This window comes from Phycisphaerae bacterium, from assembly GCA_019636475.1.
GTDB lineage: Bacteria > Planctomycetota > Phycisphaerae > UBA1845 > UTPLA1 > JADJRI01.
In genome coordinates this window covers 1-23,918 of sequence record JAHBXN010000002.1, presented here as the reverse complement: position 1 = coordinate 23,918, position 23,918 = coordinate 1, and the positions used below count along the sequence as shown (strand labels likewise).

The 23,918-nt window shown below is 59.3% G+C and carries 16 protein-coding genes and 1 CRISPR repeat array; of the genes, 7 read left to right on the top strand and 9 right to left on the bottom strand.

Annotated elements, in window-relative coordinates:
- The first annotated feature begins 33 nt into the window (after nt 1–33).
- From KF841_03270 to KF841_03250, 5 genes are all read left to right on the top strand, one after another.
- Nucleotides 34–1,761 carry an ABC transporter ATP-binding protein gene (locus KF841_03270; protein ID MBX3394368.1) on the top strand — a complete coding sequence of 576 codons (1,728 nt, stop codon included), beginning with the start codon at nt 34–36 and terminating at the stop codon, nt 1,759–1,761.
- A gap of 22 nt (nt 1,762–1,783) precedes the next feature.
- A complete protein-coding gene (locus KF841_03265) occupies nt 1,784–3,124 on the top strand; it encodes an HlyD family efflux transporter periplasmic adaptor subunit (GenBank protein MBX3394367.1) in 1,341 nt (446 codons plus the stop codon).
- A 62-nt stretch (nt 3,125–3,186) separates the two neighbouring features.
- Nucleotides 3,187–4,965 (top strand): TolC family protein, encoded by a 1,779-nt coding sequence (locus KF841_03260; GenBank protein MBX3394366.1) that lies wholly within the window; start codon nt 3,187–3,189, stop codon nt 4,963–4,965.
- Between the two features lie 14 nt (nt 4,966–4,979).
- Nucleotides 4,980–5,117, top strand: coding sequence for a hypothetical protein (locus tag KF841_03255; protein MBX3394365.1), 138 nt, complete (start codon nt 4,980–4,982; stop codon nt 5,115–5,117).
- Between the two features lie 463 nt (nt 5,118–5,580).
- Complete coding sequence (locus KF841_03250; GenBank protein ID MBX3394364.1) at nt 5,581–6,366, top strand: DNA alkylation repair protein; 786 nt, start codon at nt 5,581–5,583, stop codon at nt 6,364–6,366.
- Between the two features lie 98 nt (nt 6,367–6,464).
- Here the strand turns inward: KF841_03250 and KF841_03245 are convergent, their stop codons facing one another.
- Nucleotides 6,465–7,019: a hypothetical protein gene (locus KF841_03245; GenBank protein ID MBX3394363.1), complete on the bottom strand. Its 555-nt coding sequence runs from the start codon at nt 7,017–7,019 to the stop codon at nt 6,465–6,467.
- A 771-nt stretch (nt 7,020–7,790) separates the two neighbouring features.
- Between KF841_03245 and KF841_03240 the strand changes: the two genes are divergently transcribed.
- The gene (locus KF841_03240; protein MBX3394362.1) at nt 7,791–8,735 is read left to right on the top strand and encodes a XamI family restriction endonuclease; all 945 of its coding nucleotides are present in this window, start codon (nt 7,791–7,793) and stop codon (nt 8,733–8,735) included.
- 8 nt (nt 8,736–8,743) lie between these two features.
- Nucleotides 8,744–10,342, top strand: coding sequence for an N-6 DNA methylase (locus tag KF841_03235; protein MBX3394361.1), 1,599 nt, complete (start codon nt 8,744–8,746; stop codon nt 10,340–10,342).
- On the opposite strand, the gene KF841_03230 is transcribed toward KF841_03235, so the two are convergent.
- The 8 genes from KF841_03230 to KF841_03195 all read right to left on the bottom strand — a co-directional run bounded on the left by KF841_03230 (nt 10,343) and on the right by KF841_03195 (nt 23,678).
- Complete coding sequence (locus KF841_03230) at nt 10,343–10,999, bottom strand: DNA repair protein (protein ID MBX3394360.1); 657 nt, start codon at nt 10,997–10,999, stop codon at nt 10,343–10,345.
- A gap of 12 nt (nt 11,000–11,011) precedes the next feature.
- Nucleotides 11,012–11,262: direct repeats of the CRISPR family, unit length 36 nt; unit sequence GTGTCCATCAATCAGGCCCGCGTCGGCCGACGCGGC.
- Nucleotides 11,263–11,622: 360 nt separating this feature from the next.
- Nucleotides 11,623–16,956, bottom strand: a complete 5,334-nt coding sequence (cas12b, locus tag KF841_03225; GenBank protein MBX3394359.1) for a type V CRISPR-associated protein Cas12b — start codon at nt 16,954–16,956, stop codon at nt 11,623–11,625.
- A 23-nt stretch (nt 16,957–16,979) separates the two neighbouring features.
- Nucleotides 16,980–17,270: a CRISPR-associated endonuclease Cas2 gene (gene cas2 / locus KF841_03220; protein MBX3394358.1), complete on the bottom strand. Its 291-nt coding sequence runs from the start codon at nt 17,268–17,270 to the stop codon at nt 16,980–16,982.
- 28 nt (nt 17,271–17,298) lie between these two features.
- Entirely contained in the window at nt 17,299–19,089 is a 1,791-nt protein-coding gene (cas1, locus tag KF841_03215; protein MBX3394357.1) for a CRISPR-associated endonuclease Cas1, read from the bottom strand.
- Nucleotides 19,090–19,345: 256 nt separating this feature from the next.
- Nucleotides 19,346–20,485, bottom strand: coding sequence for a hypothetical protein (locus tag KF841_03210; protein MBX3394356.1), 1,140 nt, complete (start codon nt 20,483–20,485; stop codon nt 19,346–19,348).
- A gap of 27 nt (nt 20,486–20,512) precedes the next feature.
- The gene (locus KF841_03205) at nt 20,513–21,379 is read right to left on the bottom strand and encodes a hypothetical protein (protein MBX3394355.1); all 867 of its coding nucleotides are present in this window, start codon (nt 21,377–21,379) and stop codon (nt 20,513–20,515) included.
- 62 nt (nt 21,380–21,441) lie between these two features.
- On the bottom strand, nt 21,442–22,326 hold the full coding sequence (locus tag KF841_03200; protein MBX3394354.1) for a hypothetical protein: 885 nt from the start codon (nt 22,324–22,326) through the stop codon (nt 21,442–21,444).
- Nucleotides 22,323–23,678, bottom strand: a complete 1,356-nt coding sequence (locus tag KF841_03195; GenBank protein MBX3394353.1) for a hypothetical protein — start codon at nt 23,676–23,678, stop codon at nt 22,323–22,325. Before KF841_03195 ends, KF841_03200 begins: the two co-directional genes overlap by 4 nt.
- Between the last annotated feature and the right edge of the window lie 240 nt (nt 23,679–23,918).

Below are 23,918 nucleotides of genomic sequence, written 5' to 3'. Positions count from 1 at the left end.
CTGTTCGAAGATTGATCCCAGAGGTGTTTTGAAATGAGTTCAGTGGTGACAGCGACTGCGACTACATCCGATTCGCACGCGCATGCATCCGTCGGGCCGATTCGAAGGCTGCTTGTGCTTTTCGCATCAGATCGCGGCGACATCGTTCTCGTCATCGTGTTTTCGATAGCCGTCGGCATCCTCATGCTGGCGACGCCGGTGACGGTTCAGGCGCTCGTCAATTTCGTTTCATTTGGCGGACTACTTCAGCCGCTCGTGGTGCTCGGCATTCTTCTTTTCGGGTTTCTGGCGCTGGCCGGCGCGATTCGCACGATCCAGGCCTACGTCATCGAAATCCTTCAAAGGCGTCTGTTTGTTCGAGTCGTCGCGGATCTGGCGGACCGTCTTCCGAGGGTGACGGCCGAGTGTTACGACCGGCAAAACGGTCCGGAACTGGTCAATCGTTTTTTTGACGTCGTCACGGTGCAGAAAGTGGCGGCGATGCTCCTTCTTGATGGAGCGACCGTGCTGCTTCAGGCGTTTGTCGGATTGCTGGTGCTCGCCTTTTACCATCCGTTTCTGCTCGCATTTGACGTGGTTCTTGTGCTTTCGATCGGATTCGTGGTGTTTGTGCTCGGGCGCGGTGCGATCCGTACATCGATTCAGGAATCTCGGGCGAAGTATGCCGTCGCCGCAGCGCTCGAGGAGCTGGCGCGTTATCCGCTTGTTTTCAAACTCGCCGGCGCCGCGGATTTTGCGAGGAGGCGGGCCGACGCATTGGCGGTGCACTATGTTCAGACCCGCAGCAGTCATTTTTCAGTCGTATTGCGGCAGACTATCGGCTTCACGACGTTGCAGGTGATTGCGGCCACGGCGTTGCTTTCCATTGGCGGCGGTCTCGTACTCGAGGGCCAACTCACCCTCGGCCAACTGGTCGCGGCTGAACTGATCGTGACCAGCATCCTGGCGACTTTTTCCAAGCTCGGCAAGCAGCTTGAAAACGTGTATGACCTGCTGGCGGCGGTCGACAAGCTCGGACACCTGATGGACCTTCCGCTGGAGCGTGCCGATGGGATGGCAGAACAGAGCCGTACGGACGCACCGGGGTTGAGGATCATCGGCGCGTCCTTTGCCTTCGAGGAGCAGAAGCCGGTCTTCACTAATTTCAATCTTGACGTGGGGCCAAGCGATAGAATCTGCGTTGTCGGCCGTCATGGATCCGGTAAGAGCGTCCTGGCGGATCTGCTGTTCGGCCTTCGCCGTCCGACGAAGGGTCGAATCGAGCTCAACGGCTTTGACGTGCGCGAACTCAGTCTGAAGATCCTGCGCGAGCATGTGGCGCTCGTGCGGGATGTTGAGACCATCGAGGGAACCGTTGAAGACAATGTACGCATGGGCAGAGAGGGTGTGACGGCGGAGGACATCCGCGATGCTCTGAACGAAGTCGGACTGCTTGATGAAATTCGGGCACTGCCCGACGGCCTGCTGACGCTGCTGACATCCACCGGCAAGCCGCTTTCGTCCGGGCAGACGAAGCGGCTGATGGTTGCGCGTGCGATGGTCGGACGGCCCAAGGTGCTGATCCTCGACGATGTATTGGATGATCTCGATCCGGATGCGCGGGATAGCGTTCTGGCGGCAGTGGTTCGGCCTGAACGAAAATGGGCGGTCATCATTCTGGGACGCCATGATTTCACCAGTCTTGGCGTGGAACGTGTCGTTTTTCTCGACAAGGCAAATCCGCCTTCTGTCCAAGGTCAACTTGCCGGCAGTCCCGGCTGATCGGAGCGAGACAGCAGAAACCATGCATCAGACAGACAGCCACATTCCGCTTCAGACCGGCTCAGCCTCCTTTTCCGCTCTGGAAATCGTTGGCAGGCCGCATTGGGTTGGAGTCGCCGCGCGCGTCGGCGTTGTTGTGTTTCTTGCGCTGCCCGTGGCGCTGCTCTTCGTGCCGTGGCAGCAGAATTTCAAGGGTGTGGGGCGCGTGATCGCCTTTGCACCGCTGGAGCGTCCACAGCCGATCGACGCTCCGATTGCGGGCCGTGTGGTGAAATGGTGGGTGCAGGAGGGATCATCCGTATCCGCCGGAGATCCGCTTGTTGAAATATCGGATATCGATCCGAACCTGATCGATCGACTGAATCAGCAGCGCAGCGCGCTGCAAGGTAAATATGAAGCAAGCATGGACAAATCGATTGCGTATGAACAGCAGGTCGCCAATCTCGAAACGACGCGGGATCTGGCGGTGGCAGCTGCTTCGTTCCGGCTCGACATGGCTCGAGAAAAAGTGAAGTCGGCCACTGCGTCGCTCGATGCGGCGAAAGCCTCGTTGAAGGCGGCCGATGCGCAGTTGATCCGCAATCGGAACCTGCTGGCCGACGGACTGGTTTCTCAAAGAGAGTTCGAAGTTGCCGAGCGCGATTTCGAGATGGCGCGTACTTCGGTGGACAGCGCGGCGGCGTCGCTGAAGGCGTCGATCAATGAAGAGCAGGCTGTTGAAGCCGAACTCAACCGGGTTCGTGCGGAATCGAATTCGAAGATCGACTCCGCCCGCGCGACTTACAACGAGGCTCGGGGGCAGGTTCAGGAGGCACTCGCCAGTCTGGCGAAGTTGGAAGTGGATTTATCCCGCCAGCAGTCGCAGTATGTGACCGCTCCGAGAGACGGCATCGTGTTTCGCGTGGTGGGCGGCCAGACCGGTGAATTCGTAAAAGCGGGTGATTCACTGCTGATGCTGGTTCCCAGTTCGGTGGATCGGTCGGTGGAGCTTTGGATTGACGGGAACGACGCACCGCTGGTGAGCGAAGGTGCGCCGGTGCGACTCCAGTTCGAAGGATGGCCGGCCGTGCAGTTTGTGGGTTGGCCGTCGGTCGCGGTGGGCACATTCGGCGGACGTGTGGCGCTCATTGATTCGACGGATAACGGTCAGGGCATGTTCAGAGTGCTCGTGACGCCCGATCCGTCAGAGCCTGAGTGGCCGGATGTGCGGTACCTGCGTCAGGGCGTGCGAGCCAAAGGCTGGGTTCTCCTCAATCGGGTGACTCTGGGCTATGAAATCTGGCGGCAGTGGAACGGCTTTCCTCCGGTGCTGACACCGGCGCAGCCCGCTCCTGGTTCCGCCAAGGGCGGGTCGGGCAAATGAGCTTCGGGCGTATTGCAAATTGCGGCAACCGGCCGGGGCGTGTTGCGCATGGATCCAATGCCGTGCCCATTGCACCCTTGCCGCATTGCATACTCGGCGCTGTTCTGCTTGCAGCCGGCGGCTGTTCGATGTGGCGGGGTGATCTTGACCCTGATTTTGCGAAGCGAGTCGATGAACGAATCCATCGCATCTCAACGACGAATCTCGAAAGCCAGTCAAACGGTCGTGCGAAGACTGTCGAAGAGGGTCTCGCGGCGATCAAGGCTGGCATGACGACCGCAGCGCCGACCAGCGCGCCGGCATCGATCGATCTGTCGATTGACCAGGCTCGTCAATTTGTGCTTGAGAACAATCTTGATCTGCGCATCTACACGCTGGAGCCGGAGATCGCCAGAACGCGGATCAGCGAAGAGGAGGCCAGGTTTGATGCGACCTTCCAGGTTGGCGCGTCCTACAAGAAGAAGAATCTGCCGCAAAGGGATGGCGATATCTTCAGCCTGGACGAGAAGAGCTCGGCGCTCAGCAAGGCAATCAAATCCTTCGAGTCGGGCCTGCTGGATGGCGGGAAATCCTCAAAAGGAAAGTCCAGTCTCGATGGGACGTTCGTGACCCTCAACGATATCGAGCAGCAGAAGGAGGAGATCGGCCTGAGTGCCGGACTGCTGGTTCCGCTGCCGACCGGGGCTCAGTTTCGCATCGGTCAATCCTTCGACAAGGTGAACAAGCTTTCGCCGTTTGCATCTGAACAAGGCACGTCGTCGACCGGATTCTCCTTGAGCCAGCCGCTGCTGAGAAATGCCGGCACCGATGCGAATCTGGCATCGATTCGGATCGCGCGATTGAACACCAGGGCGACCCGCGCCAATACAAAGCTGTATGCCATTCGTCTGTTGGCGGCGGCGGAGAAGGCGTATTGGATGCTATATGGTGCACGCTGCCAGTTGGAAATCCGGCAGCGGTTGAATGAGCTTGCGAACAAGAACCTCGAGATTGTCAGGAAGCGCTCGGAGCAGGGACTGGTTGCATCGATCGAGGTCACTCGCGCGGAAGTCGGTGTCGCGATGCAACTGGAATCGCTTATCGTTGCGGAGACAAACGAGCGCATGAAGGAGCGCGAACTCAAGCGCATTCTCAACATGGACGGGATCGGATTGGACTCGCCGACTCGCCTGCTGACAGACACCCCGCCGCGGCTCCTGCAATATCAACTGGAGCCAGGGTCGCTGATCGCCAGCGCTCTGAACAATCGAATGGAAATGCTGGAGCTGGAATTGGCGCTTGCAGCAGACAGTATTCGGATCGACTTCGCGAAGAACCAGACGCTGCCCATGATTTCGCTGGATTTTGAGTATGGCATCATCGATCGGGCCGGTTCGTTCGGGACCGCCTGGCAGGGCGCGTGGGACTTCGACAACACCCAGTTCGGAATTGGAATCAAGGGCGAGATTCCCGTCACGAACCAGCTGCGCGAAGCTCAATTGCGACGCGCGGTCCTGACACGCACGCAGCGGCTTGCGACGCGTGCCGCCCGTGATCTGGCCATTCGACAGGAAGTGTATGATGCGCTGGATATGGTCAATCAGAGTTGGCAGCGTATTCTGGCCGCCAGGCAAAGTGCGATCGTGTCGGGCATCAACTATGAGGCAGAGTTGAATCAGTTTGACGAAGGCTTTCGGACGATGCGCGAGGTATTCGAAGCGCTGGCCCAGTTAGGCGATGCGCAGTCTCGCGAAGTCAGCGCGATCGTCGCCTATCAGATCACGCTCGTTGATCTTGCTTTCGCAACCGGGACGCTCATGGGCTATGCCAAGGTGGATTTTGGCGACACGCTCTTTGATTGAAAGAAATCGCCCGAATGGCAGAATCGGGCGGCGGAAATCGGGTGCTGACCGTTCTGGCCGACGGCTGCCGCGCGAACGCCGAACGGCAGGAGCGATTGCCCAGCAGGATCTGTCGGAGAAACGTCATGATGGTCATCACCGGCACTCAGTAGCACCGTCGCCGGCGATGGCAGGACACCGCCACCGCCTCCTCGATCCACCGCGCTTCCAATCCACACAAACCGAACGTAGCTGCAATCAACCGCTTGAGCTTCCGGGCTCCGCCCAACATACTGCCCATCGCAGACCTCCTGTTGCAATCGGTGCCATCTGAATAACACCCTTAAATCCGGAGGTCCCGCTATGCGCCAGTCTTTGTAAGCTCGCTCAGAAAAATGACTTATGTCTACATGGCATTCGATCGTACTCGACCCACCATTCTCATTCAGCTGAGAGCGCGTCGACTTCGCCGCAATCAGACTGTAGTCTTGACTGTCGGAATCGGTCGACCGCGGGTCGTCACGAGAGTGAAGGACATCGAAGCGGTGGATCGAGCACGTCCCGTTCTGCAGTGGTGGATATATGAAGGACACGGCGCGTTCGGGATGCGGAGACCGCGTACCCGGAGGAGACACCATGGCGAAATCGAAGATCACGACAAAAAAAACTGCGAAAGCTCCAGCCGCGCGCATGAGCCTCCAGGAGACGATGAAGGCATTGGAAAAGTTCGGCTCCGCCCAGACACGGAAAACTTATGCCCGACACGGCGCACTAGAGCCGATGTTCGGTGTCAGCTTTGCGACCCTGAAGACGCTCTATAAGCGGATAGGCGTTGATCAGAAGTTGGCGGAGGCGCTTTGGAGCACGGGAAACTTCGACGCGCGCAACCTCGCAGTGAAGATTGCCGACCCCGCGACCATATCTTCGCGGGAACTCGACCGCTGGGCCGCATCGCCAACCGCCCCCATGTGCGGGGCTTATGTCGGACACCTCACTGCGGAGAGTCCGCACGGCCGCGCCAAAGTGGAAAAATGGCTTGCTGCCTCGGACGAGGTCACGCGATCTACCGCGTGGTGCCTGGTCGCTGCGCTGGCGATGCTTGATGAGTCAATCGCGGACTCGTGGTTCGTACAGCGGCTCGCCGAGATTGAGAAGGACATTCATTTCGCGCCGAACGCGCATCGCTATCACATGAATCAGGCGCTCATTTCCATAGGTGGCCGTAACGCTTCCCTTCGCAAGTCGGCTTTGGCCGCCGCAAAACGAATCGGTAAGGTCGACATCGATCATGGGGACACCGACTGCAAGACGGCCGACGCCGTGGAATACATCGAGAAGACCTGGGCGCGTGCGAAATCCAGGGGTTTCGAAAATCCTGCCGCCCATGGACGTTCGATGGAGTCGATGCGGACGCGGTGTTAGAGCGAGAGGTCAGCTGAATTAAACGTCATCCTTCACGGCGATGCTGAACACACCTCACAGACAGGTGGCACCGGTCTTTGCCGTTTGCGGCGCGCCGCTTAATGCGGCCAGCGCCAGGCGAAGATGGCCCCGGTGATGCAACCGAAGACGATGCCATCGATGATGCTCGCGACGATCGTTCGCCTGTAGGCGCCGAACCAGATGGCGTTGGGAATGTGAGAGAACGAGTACGCGAGGATGCCGGCGGTGCCGACAACATGGAAGACTCTTGCAAAGTCGGCGGGCTTGGGAAGTGTGACAGAGGCGAGGTAGGCGATGAGCGTGCTCACGACGAGATAGACGACAAACGTTCCGAACATCTTGCCCCCCATGCCGAGCGGCGGCCGCCAGATGCTGAGGTGGCCGACCGGGCCCTCCTCGAGTGCCTTGCACACGTTCGGTGACTTCATCGCGTCGCGACCGCGGAAATCGGGGAAGACGTAGTTGCCGGGCGGGATGCCGCGCTTGCGGAGGTCATCCATGAAGGCGTCTTCGTCGGGCAGGGCGATGAAATCCTTCTTGTGATGGGGCAGGGCCATCCAGACGATGGCGGCGACGATCCAGACGGCCGCGGCGGAGATGAGGATCGGGAGCCAGAGAGAGATGAGGTCCATGGGGTTCCTCCTTTGTCGGGCAGTGTATTCTCGGTTTGCGGGCCGATCGAGCCCGTCGGCCAACCGGAGGGTGAGCCAGCGCGCGAAGGCCCGGTCGTCCGAGGCGAAGCTGATGAAGACGTGGCCGCGTAGTCTGTTCGTCCGCGAGTTAGTCTCTCCAATCAGCCATTCGTACCGTGCGGGGGGGCTTGGCCGTCACATCACACGCTGCCGGCAGCGTAAAGGGGATGTCGGGGCCCGGCAGGGTTCCGAGCGCCGGCCTTTCGACGAGTCCTTCAGCAATCGGCGCGAACCAGCGCCAGCTTGCCGTGAGACCGTGAGAGAAGGCGGGGTGACAGGACGCCAGTTGAGTTCTTCATGGCAGAAATGCGGGCCTGCACCTAGCAGCCGCTACGATCGGCGCGAACCTCCAACGCAGTTTCGCCCTGCGGGCGCGCTCAGCGTTCGCGTCGCTATGGAAACGCGTTGCGGATGGTAGCGCACAGGACGACCGCCAGCGCGCCGCGACAGCGCTCCGGAAACAAAACGACCGCCCCGTAGGACACGGCCGCGGGCAAACCCACTCGGGGTGACTGGACACCAGTCGAACTTTTCGTAGCCGGAATCCGCGTTTTTGACCCCGCAAAGCGGGCTTGGTTCGACCAAGCGGGCGGACGGCGGATCGAATAGGTTGCTATTATGCCCGCTCCGAAGCCGATCCGACAACCGACTCGTCCGCATCGTTCAGCTAGACGGTTCGGATTGCATGGTGTAGTGTGAAGCCATGAACGGATGGGGAGCAACGGATTGCCGCCTGCCAAGATCAACGCCGACAAACCGCACCTGTGGAAGGCCGACATCGCCGCGTTGGTCGACCAGTTTAACCGCTGGTTCATGAAGTTCGCCCCCGAAGCCTTCCGTTCAACCCGCGTCAAGACGACGGAGCATGTCAAGGCCGCTCTGCTGGCGACGAACGACCTCAGCAACCTAAATCCCAAGACCCTGAAGGCCAATCCGGGCGCGCTGCCGACTCTCCGCATGTGCACGGCACCACCGCTTGCAGTGGATCGGCTCATCGGGAACATGGAAGATGGAAAACTCGCCAAGCGCATGAAGGACGAGATTCTCCTACAACGCCTTGGCTCGGTCTGCCGCGTGTTGACGGAATTGCTCGACCGGGACATTTTCCCGTGGCTTGGCACTGGGAAGGGTCCGTCCGAACACGAACGGGATCGGGCCTCTACAATTGTGGCCGACCGGCTGTGCAGCGCGGTGGCGAATCCCATCGTCCGCAACGCGCAGGAGCAACGGCAGCTTGCGATGATCGGCGATTTCCTCGATGCCCGTGGCTATCGGAAACAGGCGCACGCAACGAGCAAGACATTGAACGAAATGCAGGCTGGAACCTACGCTTTCCGCATGAACGTGCCGGTTGGGAAGGCGTTGAAGGTCAATATCCCCATTGACGTTGTGATTCAGTCCAAGAAGCCGAAGCGGGGCGGGCTTCCGATCCTCATCGAAGCGAAATCGGCTGGCGATTTCACCAATACGAACAAGCGCCGCAAAGAAGAAGCGACGAAGGTGCATCAGTTGCAGGCTACGTATGGCACTGGCGTGACATACGTGCTCTTTCTCTGCGGTTATTTCGGAAGTGATTATTTGGGCTACGAGGCCGCCGAAGGCATAGACTGGGTGTGGGAACACCGAATCGACGATCTTGCCAAGCTTGGGCTATAGGCAGCACGATGATGACCACAGAACACGCGATTGAAGCCCGCCGCCAAGCTGTCCAAGCTGAACTCGATGCAGGGCGGACGGCGGCCGAGCGCAATCGTCTCGGTCAATTCGCAACGCCGCAGCCTCTCGCGTTGGAGATTGCAACATATATGGAAGCCGCTTCTGGATCGAAGCTGAAGCGGATACGATTCGCCGATCCTTCCATCGGGACCGGGAGTTTCTTCTCGGCGGCGATGTCGGTATTCGGGCGGGCGCGAATTCAAAGCGCAGTTGGCGTCGAAATCGATTCTGCATTTTGCGGAGCGGCGCGCGAACTCTGGGGCGCTGAGGGTCTTGAGATTGTCCGTGGGGACTTTACGCAACTCCTTGAGAATGGCTTACGGCCACCTTCTCCGAACCTGATCCTGGCGAATCTACCCTATGTTCGGCATCATCATCTTGATCGCACAGAAAAGGAACGACTCCAGTCTTTGACACGCAAGCTTGTGGGGATCGATGTTAACGGCCTTGCGGGCCTGTACGTGTATTTTCTGCTGTTGGCGACGGCCTGGCTGGAGGAAGATGGATATGCCGCGTGGCTGATTCCTTCTGAATTCATGGATGTCAATTACGGTGTTGCCGTAAAGAGATTTCTGACTGAGCGTGTGACGCTCAATCGAATTCACCGGTTCAATCCAGACAATGTGCAATTCGGCGACGCTCTCGTGTCGTCCGCCATAGTCGTCTTCCGGAAGTCAATGCCGCCGGATGGGCATCGCGTTGCATTCAGTTTCGGCGGGACGCTTCGCGAACCCGAAGCAAAAGCCTCGGTCGCGCTTGAAGAATTGCGGGAGGCGCGAAAATGGACCATCTATCCAAGTCATGCGACCAATAACGGCTACGATTCGATCAGGGACGATGGGCCGACGCTCGGCGATTTCTTTCGCATTCGGCGCGGAATTGCGACGGGAAGCAATAAGTTCTTTATTCTGGAACGGGGAGAGGCACACCGTCGCCAGCTTCCGAATCTGTATTTGCGCCCGATCCTTCCAAGCCCGAGGCAACTGAAAGCGACCGTCATCGACGGCGACGAAAACGGCTATCCCGTTCTCGATCAGCAACTCTGTCTTATTGATTGCGACTTGCCAGAGCCAGTGCTGTCTGAGCGTTACCCCTCGCTGTGGAATTACCTCTTGGATGCTGAGAAATTAGGAATCAGGGAAGGATATCTCGTCGGCAAGCGGACGCCTTGGTATCGCCAAGAACAACGAGAACCAGCTCCTTTTCTTTGCACCTACATGGGACGCGGTTCCGATGAGAAGCGACCATTTCGCTTTATCTGGAACCGGTCGCGCGCTATCGGAACGAACCTATATCTCATGGTCTATCCTCATCGGGGCCTCGCCACGTTGTTGAAACATTATCCCTCCCGCTTGGGGGACGTGTACGACATTCTTGGACAAGTTACAGGGCACCAATTTCGCGGAGAGGGCCGCGTTTATGGCGGTGGCCTGCACAAGATCGAGCCAAGCGAACTCGGCCGTATTTCAGCATCGACGTTTGTCGAGCGGTGGCCGGAGTTGATAGATGGTTGCCATCAATCTGAGACAGCAAGTCTCTTTGGTTAATCATCCAATTGCGTCAGGAACGGTCGCGGGCTTCATCACTTGCCGGACTTCGACGACGCCTCCCAAGAGCGGCGTGAACTGGTAAATCTTGTCCGCGAACCGCTCGAAAACAGCCAAGTCATGATGGCTTATCATGATTACCTGGAATCCCAACGCCCGCCCTGCTTCTTGCACGATCTTGACGAGCTTTGGCACCAAATCCGGGCGAAGCCAACAATCTTGCTCGTCGAGCACGAGAAAACGTCGGTGTTTCGCCGGGTCAAGCGTTGTGAGAGCAAACATTCGGAGGCCGACACTTAAGATGTTGGCCACTGATCCTCCCTGTCCGCGGTACACGTCCTCGCGATTACCCTCGTTGTCGATCCAGAACTCGACGGTTGCGGAACCTCGCTTGAATTCTGCGTCGGCGCGGAGGCGAATCGGCTGGTCAAGAATCTCCTGAAGGGCAATAGACGTTTTTGCCTCGACGATACCGAGCAATTCCTTGAACAGTCTCTGGCTCAGCAATTCGAGTGCGTCCGTTACTTTCTCTGCAACCGCCAGATAGGTAGCGATCTCCTGTGACCGACGGTCGGTCTCATTAGCTTGGCCCTGGCGTTCTTGACGAAGGCCGATGAGCCGCTCAACCCTCCGGCGTGCGCTCGTGGGTGATGTCAGCGGCGAATGGGAAGGCACTTCAATCGGGCCCGCGTCGGCCGACGCGGCGACCGACCGCCGCGCCGGATAGCAGCGCGCAGCGGTGTCCATCAATCAGGCCCGCGTCGGCCGACGCGGCGGCGCGAACGGGCCGGCGCCCTGTTTAATTTCGTGTGTCCATCAATCAGGCCCGCGTCGGCCGACGCGGCGGTCCCGTCTGGCGGAAGTCCGACGCTTCAGGACGGTGTCCATCAATCAGGCCCGCGTCGGCCGACGCGGCTGCCGCCCTCGCAAACCACTCAAACTCCAGCACTTAGAGACGTGCTGGCGAACGAAATCAGTTTTTGTGTCTGCTGAAGGCACTGTCGTCCCTTACGGTCGGTCATAACACGCTGAACCGACAGCCGTTGCGGTGCCGCGAGCGTACCCTGTACCCCTACGCACCACCGTCGCTCTCGCGGGGCTGCGGCGACGGGCCGCGTCAACCGACTTGTCAAAGAGCCTCGCTCGGCTGACGTAAATCAGAAAGCGCCAACGCGAGCTTGATTGATGCCGAGTGCCAAGCCGCATCGAAGGGGAAGACACGTTCTCGGAGTTTTCCTGCCCCATGGGCATTGCCTTGATGATAACAAGCGGCGTAGGCGTCAACAACCTGATGGAACTGGGGCGAGTCCGTTGGCGGCTCGGAGAAGATCGATGACGCGGGACCGGACAATGTTCCAATAAGCGGTTGTTTCATACCATCGGCCGTCGGCTGCTGACATTCGTTTGGCCGCGGAGTCCTGCCAGATATTCATGATTTTCTTCTGTGATGCAGCCGTATTGGCATCTTTCAACGAGTTCTTTGCTTTCTTGTGATGCTCCACTGCGGCCTTGAGGGGCGATTGATCCGCGCCCCTTTTCCTTGCTGCCATTTTCGCAGCGTCCAAATCTCGCTTCGCCGTATCTACGGCCTCTTGAGCTTTCTTGACGGTTTCGTCATCAGCCACCGCGAGAGGCGGCGCGTCTGCGCTGTAATAGCCGTCCTTCGGCGCTACCTTCCAGCCATCGAGGCAGGCAGCGCCTGTGCAACTCCTCGAAGCAGGCACCCGCCAACCATCTTCCATACATGCAGGAACGTACCACCACCTGCCGATGAAATCCGGGTCGAACAAGGCGCGCAGGCCGATGTTGGCTGCCGCGTTCAGGTCGGCTTGAGAGGCGCGCTTCATGTCACACAGCGGGCAAGGTTGATGGCCTTCGCCGCCGCAGGGCCACGGCGGCGCGGCGACGAAAATGTCACCGCCTTTACGCGGCACGCGAACCGTTTTGGGCAGCGGCTTTTTCGGTCCTTTGAGTTTGGCGAGGTACTCGGCGAGATCGGTGATGAAACGAGATTCGGCATCACCCCTTTTCTCTTTGTGATTGCCGTCGTCGGTCTTCTTCTTGGCAGCGTTGAGCGATTTCTTCCACCAATACGCTTTTGGCTCACCTGTTTCTAAATCAACGGGTACGTCCACACAGCGCGCGCCGGGGAGTGCGGTACGGCTGCACTGGCGGCTGGTGTAGTTGGGCATTACTTCGCGTAGATGCAGGCCGTGGAGTTGGCAGGCCTCTTCGAGATACTTGCGGACCTTTCCGGCGGACCAACTCATGAGCGCCTTGTTCTCACGACGAGGCTGGGTTTCAACGAAGCGGTAATTGCGGAGATTCTCGATAACGACTGCGTGGCAGGGCGAATATTTCGCGTTCGGCTCCTCGACCCAAACGCGCTTCATCCGCGGCTTGCCATTTTCGTCGAGTAGAGTATTTCCCTTGTGATCACGGCGCTCGACCTGCTTCCAATGTCCGCCGAGGCCAAGGGCGGAGGCCGCGATCCGGCTGGCGAGTTGCTTCACGCGCTGCTCGCGCATCCGTTCCATCGCGACGAGGATGCCCTGGGCGACGCCGATGTTGCTCTCACCCTTCTCCGGCGCTCCACGTGGATTGTCGTGCGTAGAACGCATGGCGAACGCCTTGTGCAACTGGTAGAGCGACCGCATGGTGGCGATGCGCGTGAGCGAGAGGCCGCCGACGTTGCGGCTCCACAACCTGGAGTTCTCGCCCGGCAGACGCCGGCCCATGATCCAGTCCGTGAGAGCCCGAAGGCGGGCGTGCCAGCCCGTTGCCGCGGCAGTCTTTTTCGCCTCTGACGGCCCCCTCTGGCCCTTTTCCACTTTCGGTACCAGCGCGTGCGCGCCGTCAGACACCTTCCATCGTTCGACCCATTTCGCGCTGAATGCCTGCCGCAATGCAGGATTGTCTCGAAGCGTTTCTGCGACAGGGGCGAGCAGAGATCGGATGGCCTCGCGATCGGCCTTGCGCTCGGCGCGATCCGCATCCTCTTCCGCCTGTTCAGTTCGCCGTTTCAGCGGCCCGTCTTGCAGTTGCTCCCAGAGTTCCTTCCATCGCTTGGCCTTGGCCTCATGGCTGGCCGCCTTCTTCTTGTCCTTCTGATCTTCGGTGCTTAGCGGCGGTGGCGTGAACGAAGCCTGCTTGAGAAGCGGCAGGATGCCGGCGTGCTCGTCATTCCACCACGCGAGCGCATCATCATTCCGCCACTTCGTGGAGACCGCCAGATCGTGCCAAAGCACAAGCATGTCCTGCAGATGCTGTGTGTGCCTTTCCGCTCGCTCGCGTGCCTTCTTCTCCGCGTCCTTTGCCGGTTCGCTGTCGTTGTCTTGGCTCTTGTTGAACCAGTATTTCCGATCTCCCGGAAGAGGCTTGTACTCGCTCGTCAGGCCGAAGGCGATCTTCGCGGCATCGCCGTGGTTGTACAGCGCGAGACGGGTATTGCGGACCGTCTCCGACATGAGTTCATCCACGCGCAGCGACGGTCGGCGCATGCCGCCCGACGGCCCGCCGTTGAGAACCGCCCGGCTCGCAGGTTGTGGAACCCAACCGAGCGCGCGCAGCGCGGCGATCCGCAACGGCTGCCGCTCTCCCGTCGACTCGTCGCCCTTGAGTCCCCATCCGTTCTGGACAAGCCGATCGATCAGCGGCGTTGCCAGCCCCATGTCGCGTTCGATCTGGTGGACGAGCCACAGTTCCGCGTTCGACGCCTCCCGCGCCGGTTTCTCCTCGCCCTGGAGCTTGATGAGGAACTGGCGATCGAGCCGCGCCCACGGGGCGGGGTGCGGTGTCGTCGTCGGCGTGCCGGTCTTCGGGTCGCGCAGGAAGTCCTCGCCGACGCGGCGGTAAATGGTCGTCTCGATGACAGGCTTGTCTTTGTTGCGGCCGTTCTTGGCGATCTTGTCCGTCGGCTCGTGGATATGAACGAACAGGCCTTCCGCCGAGCCGTCCACTTTCCATCCTTTGGCCTTGGTGTCGGCGATGACCTTCCGGATGTCGAACGTCGCGGCGTCCGGTGTCTCCCACACCGCGCACGCCGCGGCGTAGCGGTGGCCGAGGTCCACCGAGAGCACCCGCAGGCCGGGGAGGCGGGAGAGGATGAGCTTGGCGTGGCCTTCGCGTTTCTGCTTCTTGTTCAGTTCGGAGTGTGGGCTTGCTTTCCAGCCGAGTTTTGGGTGGATGCTGCGGCCGGGTCCATCGGACGCCGCGAGCGATGGAGCAAACGTGACGAACCATCGAGCCTGCCGAAGGGCCTTGCCATCATCCCGCCATGTACGTTGCTCTTCATCCCAGTGCCTCTCAAGGCGTTCCAGCGTGTCGCGGTCGAGCTGCAAGCGAGCATTCCAGCCTTTGGCGTCCTTGGTGAAGGGGTGCGCGGGACGATAGCGGATGGGGTCCCTGTTTGCATCTAGCAACGGCAGCTTTGCCGCGGCAACGCTCAGACGATCGGCGCGAGTGATCGGAACTTCAACGTGCTCGCGAACGCCGCCAAGGTCTTGGGAGAGTCGCTTGCTGCGCCACCGCATCGGTACCGGCTTCGCCTGCCGCACAGCAAAGTCGGGGAGCAGCATCCACAGGCGACGCGAGCCATCGGCGTCACCACCAGGCTCCGGGCTCTGCGGCCTGCTGTCCGGTTTCCACGCGTACCACACCTTGGGCTTCGACGAGCCGCCGAACTCGCACCACGTCGGATGATGAAATGGATCGGGGTGGCAGAAGCGGGGGATCTTGAAACGCCGCTGGTCGTGCTGGGCTTGCCGCAGTTTGATCCACTGCTTGAGGAGTTCCGGGCCTTGCTCATGTTGCCAGATGACTGCCGCGGCAGGGTCTTCGGACAGATCGGCATAGAACCGGGCATCGCCGAACTTCTCGACTTTGGACTGGACCGAAGCGGTTGCCTTCTCCCGCTCGTCGGCGGTTTCAGTTCCTCGCCATGCTTTGAAAACCGCGTCGCACTCGCCGATCATCCGCCGGGTGATCTGAAAATCGGACAACGCTTCCGATTCTTCGCCCCGCTTCTCTTCGTATGCGGCAAACCACTTCCGCGCCGCCTCGGTGGGATCAAGCCCTTCTAGCGCCTTCTTCGCCGCGTCTTCCTTGACGGCGGCCTTGTGCCGCTCGGCCTCGTTGCGTTTCGTCCATGTCTGCGTTTGACTGATCCGGCGCGCGGCCAGGGCAAACATCAAGTAACGAAACTCGGGCGCTCCCTTGATAGTCCCTACTCGTGCCGCGCGCTCAAAGCTATCCTGGATGCCCTTGGCCCACTCAGGCTTGAACACTCGCAAATCTTCAGCGGTTGCTCGTTTGGCGCATGCGTTTAGTATCCCGTTGACGAGTCCAAGAATGCTAGGCGATTCGCCTGTTGTAATCGCCACTTCCTTCAGCTTCTTCTGAACGCGATTGCCAGCCTTTTCATGCTGAGGTGTGGTTGCACCGCCTTCGTCATTCGACTTTGGCCAGAGTCCGGCGGCTACCAAGAGCTTCCGGTAAGGCACCGCAATCTTGTTCTTCTTGTTGTCCGGGCTTGCTTCACGTGGAAGCAGATCAGCATTTTTCCGATCCCAGCCGCGGAGCGTTCGCCACTCTCGGAGTTGGTCCGAGAGTGGACGCGCAGGATCGCAGCGTCGTGGCATCTCGCCAAGCGAGAGATTGGTCCGGTCAAGGAACACGCAGACCTGATTTGCCGTGGCAAATGGCGACAAGAACTCATGGAGCATCGCGGCAAAGCGAATCTTCTCTCCTTCTCGCTTGATCTTCGGACCTGGATCGCCACCGAAGAGGTCGCAATAGACTCCGCGAGAAGCGTTGCTTGGCTCGACTGCCTCTTCGGTTTCAGACTTGGACTTCTTTGCATCCTCGTCCTCAGAATCATCCTCGCCCGACGGGTCCGTCTCTGCCTGCTCGGCTTCCTGTTTGACAGCCTCCTCCTCAGGGAGCGTCAGCGACGCGAAGCCGTCGCCGCACATCGCGAACAAGATGCGGCGGGCCTGCTCGGGCATCTCCGCGCCGGACTCGCCGACGCTCTGCTGCCACTCCGCGAACGCCGCAGCGCGGTTGACGATGACAGCATCAGGGCGGATGCGCGCGGTCAGTGCCAGTACGCAGTCGTCGCTCCACTCGGCGATCTCGGTCTCATCGCGGACACCTTTGTGTGTCGAGAGGATTTCCAGAAGCAGCCGCTGCGCCAACTCCCTCAGCAGCGACTGGCCGGACTTGAGTTCCCCAATCTTGTCCGGGTGACCTCGCTCGCAACTGGGCTGAGGAAAACCGCCGCACGCTTCGCAAACCCGTTCGCGGACGCGATGCGGGTGGTTTTCCGCGCCGCGCGCGCTCTCGACGGATAGCCATCCCAGCGAGAGCATCCGCCGCGCTCCGCGCTGTAATAGGCGGCGACGCTCCGCGTCCGGTTCGTCTGCGCAGTCGGCAAGCGACGCGGCAAGCCCGCCGCGAAGATTCAGGTAGAACTCGCCATACTCACGAGCCCCGCGGCAGACGGCGTGATGGGTCTGGAAGAGCCGGTTCCAGAGCGGCAGCCAGTCGCTCGCGTCCGACGGGGACAACAGCCCGAGGGTGTATGACCGGGTTGTCGTCTTTGGTTTCTTGGCCATGTAATCATGATATCAAAAACCCGCTAGATCACGACCATGCCACTATCTTGTTCAGGCAGCGATTGGCCAAGGACGATGGCCGATTCGCGGGCGGCTTCTTCGTTGCTGCCCAGGTCCACGATCAGGATTTGATCTTCTCGGAGGTTCACGACCTCGCGGAGGGCGTTCTCCATGCGGACGCGGTCGATGTCTTTGAGCGTGCAATAGAAAACCGAATACTGCCATGCCTCGCCGTAGGCTTTCATCGTCTTGTGCGTTCGGCGAAGCCGCTTTGGCTCGCGTATGTCGTAGCAGACGAGATAGCATCGTCGCATGTCGATATCTCCGAACAGCTCATCAACGCTACCGCGTCGTCAGGAACGAAAGCGACGGCATCTCGCCGAGCATCCATGCCGCGATCAGTCGGGCATGAAGCATCAACATGCGGCGGTACGAAAGCCGGTACTCGAATACGGGATGTGACACTTCGGTATCCATGCGTCGCCCGTAAGCAGAAAAGAACGCCTTGCGACCGGCGTCCGTTAGGGCGCAGCCGGACGCTGCGTTCATGAAATGACCTTCGGTTAGCTCTCCACGGTTGAAGGCGGAAACCGCGACCGAGTCGGCCACGATAGGACGGAACGGCTCAAGGAGGTCAAGGGCAAGGGCTGGTCTACCCGGCCGCGTCGAGTGCAATGCCCCCAGCGTCGGCTCAAGACTGGCCAAACGACATGCCGCCGCGCATTCATTCGTGAGCATGGAGTATGCAAACGACAATACAGCATTGATCGGATCAGGCGGTGGACGGCGTTGCCGCCCGTTTACGTCGAACCGGTTGGCGATTTCAACGAGACCCTGCTTGAACATTCCCGCAAAGTGCCGGAAGTAGATTGCGGCAGCATTGCCTTCGTGACCGCGAAGTTCATCAATCGTCAGTGCTCGTTGCGCCGCGGTCAGCGCCTCCTGCAAATCGGAAGCGACCCGTGCGGACAAACCAACGTGATTGCGCATGAGAAGGGTTCGTTGATTCGAGATTTTTGCAATGGTAACAGCACGGGCTAGTTCGAGCGCCTTTTCTGGCCGGTCCAACGCGCGGACCTGTGCCGCGCGCACGGCGGCGCTTGTCGGCCCGAGCGGGTCCATGATGGCCGCAAGTCTTCCTGCTGATGAGAGAAACGCGACGGGAACTTCCTGCTCGGCGAAAACGGTGAGCGCTTGCGTCGAAAGTTGGACTCCGCCGAGCACCGCGAGCGATTCGACATTCGCAAGCGGGAACTCGCGCACGACTTCGCCGTCTTTGTCCGTGACGCGAACCGATTGTCCACGAACGCCGACTCGCACGCCTTCGCGTTGAAGCACGACGTGGATGCCATCATCACGCGGCGGCCAAAGTCGTCGTGGTGTGATTTGTTCATCGATTGGCTGGCCTTCGACAGTCAATGCGGTCAATTTCTGATGGTTGATTTCGTCAGGCAGGCAAATCGGTTGGAGCGAGCATCGCGGACAGCGCGGATCGTTGACGAGAGGCGGCGGTCGTTGGCCTTCGGCGGTTCGCTTCGCAGATTCGAGTTCGGCGAGCGCATTCTCCCGCAGCTTATCATCGACCGGCACTCGCAGCCGCAGTTTTTCTGCGGCGTAATAGAGAAAGGCTTCGGGAACCGAATACCCAGCCTCCTCAAGCAATAAGACCTGTAGCCCAAGTTGGATGCGGTCCGCCGGCCACGGCTCGGGACCTGGCAACAAGCGCGGTTCCTCCAGCATATCATCAACCGGTTCGCTCTGGCCGTGGCCGTTGCGGCGTGCGCGACCCTTCCGATATTCGACCGGAACGGCTCTTGCACCTTCTATCTCCGTAAGATCAAGCGTGCCTGTCAGACCGAGTTTTTCGCTGGTAAGCGCGAGACTTCGCACTGCTCGTGGGCGGTCGGGGTCGTTTTCTGTCTCCTCCAGTTTTTCTGTCTTGTTGCGCCCGTTGCTCCGCTTGGCCTCGGACTTGCGCGGCGATGGTGGCGCTTCGCTCGGAGAATCGACACGGCGATGCACGCCTGCGCCTTGCTCAGTGTCGGCGCTGGGTAGAAAGACGCCCTCGACCGTCATGTAATAGAACAGTCGCGGACAGTATGCGTGTTCGGCAATGCCACGGCAGGGCCACATCGGCAGACCTCCAGCGCTTCATCGGTCTGCAGAAGGCTGGGGGTTATCGAACATGGCGCGGAAACGCGACGGAGCCGCTCGCTACGTCCGCTTCGATTTTCCGAGAGGTCCGGAAATTGACGGATCGTGGCCAGTGCGCTCGCACGTAGGATGATACGAACTTGACGCCGCTATGCATCTTCGCGATGGTAGCTTGTTTGGAAACCAGAACGGCGGCGGTGGAGAATTTGATTGAGATAATTCCGTCGAATCAGGGTCAGTGCTTGTCCGCTTGCGAGAACTGACCGTACGGCGACGGTGGTACTGGATTGGCGGGTGGAATAGCACGGTCATCCTGGGAAAGGATGCCTGTTCCCGTCGCGACAGCAACCACTTGCGGACGCTTCGTCATCCAAGCCTTGTCCGACGGGTCATTGTACTGCTTGCAATGGCTAACCAATGCTGCGCGGATCGCTGCCTTGTCGAGTCCGAGTTGTGACGCCCGCTCAAGTGCCCACGTCGTCGCCTGGACTGACGGATGATCGGCCGAGCCGATGAACTCCAACAGCTTGGCGGGCGGATTCTGAACCTCGATCTGCCGTAGGTAGAAGTCGAGGACGCCTTGCGAGAATCCGGCGGGCTCTTTCTGCCGTTGAGTGTTGATCGCATCAACAATGGTCGCGTCGCCAAGATGTGCAAGCACCGACGCCGCCGCGAAATTGAATTGGTGCTTCGCGTGCTTCGTAATCAGCCCGCGAAGAACATCACGGCTAGTGGCGTCGGCCAGCAACATTACCGCGTTGTCTGGAAGCGGTTGATACTTCGGAGCTGCTTCGATGATATCGATCAGGTGTCTTCGCCGGTCGGATTCGCTCGCTGTTGCGGCGGCAATGGCTGTCACTGCCTTATCATACACCCAACCGAACTCCCAGCGAGTAACGTCCGCAATCGCCCAATCCCGAAGTGAGGCGAGCAACGCTGCCGGCTCCGAAGTGGCACGCGGCAACGCGTCAAGAAAGATCCCAAGCAAAGAGGAACCAGCATAGTATTCAGGCTTGGCAATGCTATCGGTTCCCGGGCTTGGAATTCCCTTGGCGATGCCTGCCATAGCGGCCGAAAGTGTGGCGAACTGTTTTTCGTCGGCAAGGCTGATTGCGACGCGCAGCGCTTCGGCGCGCACAGGTGACGCCAGTTCCTCCGCTTTGACGCATCCGAGCAAACTGTTGAATGCCTCGGCGTCGCCAGACTTTGCCTGTTTCCCGACGACGCCGATTGCCTCGACATATACGGCGGACAGGCGGTTGTCCGCCTTCGGGCTGTGTAGCGTTTTCAGAGCGTCGCCGAGTGTCGGCGAATCAGCGAAGGCGCTGGCATTCAAAAGGATGCAAGGGAATATCAGAAGAACATCAAAACGCACCGTACACGTCACGGTTAACCTGACCCTTCAATTACGAACCATTGACGCATCTATCCGATAAAATCTTGCTCTGAGCGTCTGCGGCAGCGTAGCCCAAGTCGGAGACGGACCCTCATGTGTCATCAACTCCCGAAAACCCTTGGCATCATTGACCACAGGAATCTTTGACGCGTCATCAGCGGTGAACACACCGCATTCTTCGCATGCCATGAGAAGGTCGAGATTGGACTTGAGCGCGTCCTGCTTGTTCTCGGCTTCGATAGCTGTCAGCACTGCGGATCGGATTTCGGTTCGCGGTATTCCATGCCGAGTGGCTTGACGAATAACCCACGCGCGATCAATTGTCTTCTCGCCCGTTTTCAGGTATGCGACCAGCTTGGCTGGCGGCTTTTGAAGCTGAATCTTCTCGGCAAGCGTCTTCAAGAATCGAGCTCGCGGATCATCCTCTTTCAATGTCTTGACGGTGCGATCTATCCACTCGGCGAACGCCTGATCACCGAGAGTCGCCAAGGACTCCATCGCCGGATGCAGTCGCTCGGCTTTCCATGCGTCAGTGATTTCATGAAGAAGCGCCTTCCGGCCTTCCAGGTCCGCAACATAGACAATCAGAACGCAGGCTTCATTGACGACCGTGTCATTCGCGGCGGTTCGGATCACGCGCAGAAGATAATCCTGCATCAGCGCATCGTCCTTAGCGAGATGAACAATAGCCCGAAGGGCGATGACCCCTACTGAGGGGTCACCTCCGTCGCGTGAAGCGATAGCCTGCAATCCGTCGAGCACGGCAATGCTATCCGTGCCCGACTTCACGCGGTCCAAGCTTGAATTAATGCTGGCTAGGTCCGCCTTTGGGTCCGGACGCTCGTCGCCAAGCGCAGTTTGAGGTTGGGACATGGTCGCCGCTGCAAGAAGAAGAGCGAGACAGACTCGGAACCGTGGATGGATTGTTTCGGTTGTCATGGCGGTGGGCGCCCCTGATTTAGGTTGAGTATCTGCTGTTGCACAGCGGTTGGCACCTGTGCCGGTCTCTTTCCATTATAGACGCCCTGGCAGGGGCCAGAGAGAAGAATGTCGCCTCCGATACAGAGGTTTTGCGGGCATGGGTTTGCAGGAGTTGGGGCCGGGTGGGCGGCGTCCCCCAACCGTTGCAACCAGTGACAGACAGCTTCATGAAGAACCGTCTTGCGATCCCGAATCTGGTTCGGATCGGTCGGGTTCGTGCAGCTCGTCAGGGCAAGATCATTGATAAAGACAAAATCCGGAATGCCCATCTGGTTCGGTGGTATCGTCGCCCCTGCCAAGAGTTGATTCTGATTGTCAACCACGTTGCCAGTGAAATAAATGTTTATCGTGCAAGTATCGTTGATGTAGTTGTCACCATTGACGAGTCCGCCGCCACCGCCAGGGCCTTGATTCACGATATTCGCGATGAACCAGTTCAGGTTGATCTGCCGGGGATTGTTATTCGGCACTCCTGTCAGGCTGCACTGAGAAAAACACGGCTGGAACGGCGGAGGTAGAACGTCCATGCAATCGGATTCCAACGCCTCGATGTTTTGGTCCCAGTTGAATTTCAATCCTGGCGCGGCGTTGTTTCCGAATTGGACGAGTTCGAGCACAAGCTGCAAGACTTGATCGCGCGTAAGCCGAGTCCCGCCGGTACTGGCCGGAGGATTATTAAGATCTGCACCCGTCTCAACCAGCATTGCGACGCGAAGATTGATCTGGATTGGCCCCGGCGGCTTCTTAGTCGGCTTGGGCGGCTGGTCTTTGCATCCTGTGACGAGTGCCAGCGTGAAGGCGAACAGCAACGTGCGATTCAGCGCGCGGCATCTGGTCATGGCGTTGCCTCCACCGCGATGGCGGTCCCGTCTTCTTCCGCGACAATAACGATTTGATCCGGAAACTCCATCGGATCAATCGTGCCCTCGACAAACACGAAGGGTCGTGAGAAATCGGACTGATAGGTGATATGCTGCGGATCGCCGTCGCTCGCATTCTTGGTCAACACGACATCGGAAACCCGATCAACCTCATTGCCGCTCGCGTCCAGCGTAACGATGTCTACCGTTATGGTAGCAGGCGATTCCGCAAGCGTGGTCGCATTCTCCGCGATCCTGAATACACAGATCGTGTGAAAGAAATAGGCGGCGCTCAGGTTTTCCGGGGTCGTTCCTTCCGCGGGAATTTCATAAATCGGCAACTCGTTGAGCGCCGAATTCGCTAGCGATGGCGGGTCAGGGAGGAATCCGGCTGAATCCTCCGGATAAACGAGACCAAACCAATCTACCGCGGAACTGGGCACCTGAAAATTGAAGGGCTTAGCGACCTCAAGCCCTTGCAGATTGATCGTGAGTGTTCCCAACAGGGTCCCGGGAGATACGCCGCCAACGGGTACGGGCGGCGGACTGGTTCCATCGCCCACGATGACGGTGGCACTGGACGATGACGATTCTCGAAACTCCGAGGTTGAATATTGAACTGTAAATGAAGTTGAGGTTGGACCAACAACTGGGTCGTAAACACCGGTCCAGGATGCTGTCGTCGCCGTGTCGAAGACAAGCGGTGAAATCGCAGGGTTTATGGTTAGGGTTACCGCCGTGCCAAGTGGCCCCATGATTGGACTCGCCGCCAGATTAACAACCGTTATCTCGACGGTTCCCGCGAGTACGAAGGTGCCGTTCATGTCCTCGTCGGTGAGAATATCGACCGGCGTATCGCAAAGGGCGGCGCTCGCCGAAAGCCCTTGCGCGAACAGTGTCACGGTGCTGGTAGCGCTAATGCCGGAGAGCAACGCCGTGACGAATAGCGACGTGTCGTTGGAATTGAGGATGCCGTTCTCGTCGAAATCCGCCTGGGCGATCAGGATGGGATTCGTGTTGTTACCCAACATCACATCGACGAATATCTGCATATCGCCGCCGTCCACCGTGCCGTCAAGGTTCATGTCGCCATGCTCGATGGCAGCCGGAGGCGATTGAAAGGTCGTGTTGGGCGGCGCGGGCTGCGTCGCACCCGCGTCGAAGAACAATGCGAGCCGCGACGTGTCATACGTCAGTCGATAATCGACGCTGCCTGGCACGTTGAATTCGATCAGTTTCAAGTTGCCGTCAACGACAACGATGGTCCCGGCGTCGTTCGGAGGACAGGCAAATAGACAGGAAGCGATGGCGAGAAGTGCCGCAAGATTCATCGTGTCCTCCTTTCGATGGTTGTTCAATCGGAGGCAGGTCGATTGATCTGCTGGACAAAGCGTATCCACCTACGCCTCCGACGGCGAGCCCTCCGCAGAAGAATTCACGGCATCTTCACAACCGCGCCGCTCGCTTATAATCCCGCGTGCCGACCCGGACGCCGGGCGGCGACAATCTAAACTGACGCGTGAGCGTCAAGACGCTGCTCTGAGCTTCCCCACTGTTAGTGGACACCCAGC

Coding starts and splice junctions, on each gene's coding strand:
- KF841_03270 (MBX3394368.1), top strand. CDS start 34: ATGAGTTCAGTGGTGACAGCGACTGCGACTACATCCGATTCGCACGCG.
- cas12b (MBX3394359.1), bottom strand. CDS start 16,956: ATGGCCAAGAAACCAAAGACGACAACCCGGTCATACACCCTCGGGCTG.
- KF841_03245 (MBX3394363.1), bottom strand. CDS start 7,019: ATGGACCTCATCTCTCTCTGGCTCCCGATCCTCATCTCCGCCGCGGCC.
- KF841_03250 (MBX3394364.1), top strand. CDS start 5,581: ATGGCGAAATCGAAGATCACGACAAAAAAAACTGCGAAAGCTCCAGCC.
- KF841_03195 (MBX3394353.1), bottom strand. CDS start 23,678: ATGAATCTTGCGGCACTTCTCGCCATCGCTTCCTGTCTATTTGCCTGT.
- KF841_03255 (MBX3394365.1), top strand. CDS start 4,980: ATGGCAGAATCGGGCGGCGGAAATCGGGTGCTGACCGTTCTGGCCGAC.
- KF841_03205 (MBX3394355.1), bottom strand. CDS start 21,379: ATGTCCCAACCTCAAACTGCGCTTGGCGACGAGCGTCCGGACCCAAAG.
- KF841_03265 (MBX3394367.1), top strand. CDS start 1,784: ATGCATCAGACAGACAGCCACATTCCGCTTCAGACCGGCTCAGCCTCC.
- cas1 (MBX3394357.1), bottom strand. CDS start 19,089: ATGTGGCCCTGCCGTGGCATTGCCGAACACGCATACTGTCCGCGACTG.
- KF841_03240 (MBX3394362.1), top strand. CDS start 7,791: ATGGGGAGCAACGGATTGCCGCCTGCCAAGATCAACGCCGACAAACCG.
- KF841_03200 (MBX3394354.1), bottom strand. CDS start 22,326: ATGACCAGATGCCGCGCGCTGAATCGCACGTTGCTGTTCGCCTTCACG.
- KF841_03235 (MBX3394361.1), top strand. CDS start 8,744: ATGATGACCACAGAACACGCGATTGAAGCCCGCCGCCAAGCTGTCCAA.
- cas2 (MBX3394358.1), bottom strand. CDS start 17,270: ATGCGACGATGCTATCTCGTCTGCTACGACATACGCGAGCCAAAGCGG.